This window comes from Rhodococcus sp. P14 (genome assembly GCF_000256505.1).
In the GTDB taxonomy this organism is placed as follows: domain Bacteria; phylum Actinomycetota; class Actinomycetes; order Mycobacteriales; family Mycobacteriaceae; genus Rhodococcus; species Rhodococcus ruber.
Genome location: NZ_AJFC01000401.1, coordinates 1 through 1265, shown reverse-complemented (window position 1 = coordinate 1265; position 1265 = coordinate 1). Strand labels below are relative to the sequence as shown.

Genomic DNA, 1265 nt, shown 5'->3' with positions numbered 1-1265 from the left:
CGAGATCGAGGCCGCGCTGCGCGGACTCGGCAGCATCCGGGACGTGGCGGTGATCGCGCGCGACGACGACCGCGGCGGCGCGCAGCTCGTGGCCTACGTCGTTCCGGCCGGAAGTGCGGAAATCGATGCGGCACAACTCAAGTCGTCCCTGGCGCAGCAGTTGCCGTCGTACATGGTGCCGGCGGCGTTCGTGGTGCTCGAGGCGCTGCCGCTGAACGTCAACGGCAAGCTCGACCGCAAGGCTCTGCCCGCGCCGGTGTTCGAGGCGCGGGAGTTCCGGGCCCCGACCACCGTCACGGAGGAGGCGGTGGCGCGGGTGTTCGCCGAGGTCCTCGGTCTCGAGCAGGTCGGTCTCGACGACGACTTCTTCGCCCTCGGCGGCAACTCGCTGCTCGCCACCCAGGTCGCCTCCCGGCTCGGTGCCGCTCTCGACGTCCGGGTGCCGATCCGCGCGCTGTTCGAGTCGCCCACCGTCGAAGCCCTCGCGGTGTCCGTCCAGCATCAGAGTGCCGACGCACGGCGCCCGCTCGAGGCGCGGCCGCGTCCCGAGCGCATCCCGCTCTCGCTCGCGCAGCAGCGCATGTGGTTCCTCAACCGCTTCGACACGGACACCGCCGCGTACAACGTGCCGATGGCGATCCGGCTGACCGGGACGCTCGACGTCGCGGCGCTGCAGGCGGCGGTCGGAGACCTCGTCGCCCGGCACGAGATCCTGCGCACCTACTACCCGGAGACGGCCGACGGCCCGATCCAGGTCGTCGTGCCCGCCGCCCAGGCCGAACAGGACCTCACCCCGGTCCCCGTCGCCGAGAACGAGATCCTTGCGGCCGTCCACGAACTCGGGTCCACCACCTTCGACGTCACCACCGAGGTGCCGTTGCGGTTGCGGATGTTCCGGCTTGCCGACAACGACCACGTGCTCGCGCTGGTCGTCCACCACATCTCGGCCGACGGTTCGTCGGCGGGTCCGCTCACCCGGGATCTGATGCAGGCCTACATCGCGCGCTCGCAGGGCGAGTTCCCGGCGTGGGCACCGCTGCCGGTGCAGTACGCGGACTACGCGCTGTGGCAGCGGGAGGTCCTCGGCTCCGAGGACGATCCCGAGTCGATCGCGGCGAAGCAGGTGGCGTACTGGAAGAAGGCCCTGGCCGGTCTGCCCGACCAGCTGGACCTGCCCACCGACCGGCCGCGTCCGGCCGTGCAGTCCTTCGCCGGCGCCCGGACCGGGTTCGCCGTCGACCCCGAACTGCACGCCCGCCTGATCG

At 71.6% G+C, this 1265-nt stretch carries 1 protein-coding gene; it reads left to right on the top strand.

What is annotated here, in order from left to right; all coding sequences use genetic code 11:
* On the top strand, nucleotides 1-1265 hold a 1265-nt coding region (locus OEY_RS29360), incomplete at both ends, for a condensation domain-containing protein (RefSeq protein ID WP_010596922.1).